This is a genomic window from Streptomyces sp. NRRL B-24572 (assembly GCF_002156145.1).
Taxonomy (GTDB): Bacteria; Actinomycetota; Actinomycetes; order Streptomycetales; family Streptomycetaceae; genus Streptomyces; species Streptomyces vietnamensis.
The window spans coordinates 1-829 of record NZ_MWIG01001073.1 but is presented as its reverse complement, the minus strand read 5'-3'; the positions used below and the strand labels follow the sequence as shown (position 1 = coordinate 829).

At 73.2% G+C, this 829-nt stretch carries 1 protein-coding gene; it reads right to left on the bottom strand.

The features are described 5' to 3' along the window. Positions 1 to 120: 120 nt before the first annotated feature. The coding region (gene proC / locus CCN56_RS40250) for a pyrroline-5-carboxylate reductase (RefSeq protein ID WP_107484321.1) at positions 121 to 829 on the bottom strand (709 nt) is incomplete at its 5' end.

Here is an 829-nt window from a genome sequence, read left to right as displayed (position 1 = left end):
CGTGGACACGACCCGGGCGAACGGCGGTGTCGCTGCAGCGGCGGCGCGGTCGCCCGGGTCGTGTCCACGGAGGACGTGCTGAAGGGTGCTTCCGCGCAGTAGGGAAGTAGGGGTGATCGGTCAGCTGTTGCCGGAGGCCAGTTCGCGGCTGCGGTCGCGGGCCGCTTCCAGGGCGGCGATCAGGGCGGCCCGTACGCCGTGGTTCTCCAGCTCGCGGATGGCGCTGATGGTGGTGCCGGCCGGGGAGGTGACGGCCTCGCGGAGCTTGACCGGGTGCTCGCCGCTGTCGCGGAGCATCACGGCGGCGCCGATGGCGGCCTGGACGATGAGGTCGTGGGCCTGGGCGCGGGGCAGGCCGAGGAGGATGCCGGCGTCGGTCATGGCTTCGACGAGGAAGTAGAAGTAGGCCGGGCCCGAGCCGGAGAGGGCCGTCGCCGCGTCCTGCTGGGACTCGGGGACGCGGAGGGTCTTGCCGACGCCGCCGAAGATCTCCTCCGTGTGGGCGAGGTGCTCGGGGGTGGCGTGGCTGCCGGCCGAGATGACGGACATGCCCTCGTCGACGAGGACGGGGGTGTTCGGCATGACGCGGACGACGGGGGTGCCGGCGGTGAGGCGGTCCTCGATGAAGGACGTGGGGATGCCGGCGGCGGCGCTGATGACCAGGCGGTCGGCGGCGACGTGCGGGGTGAGCTCGTCGAGGAGGCGGCCCATGTCCTGCGGCTTGACGGCCAGGATGAGGGTGTCGGCGCGCTTGGCGGCCTCGGCGTTCGTGACGGTCTCGACGCCGTAGCGGTTGCGGAGTTCCTCGGCGCGTTCGGCGCGGCGGGCG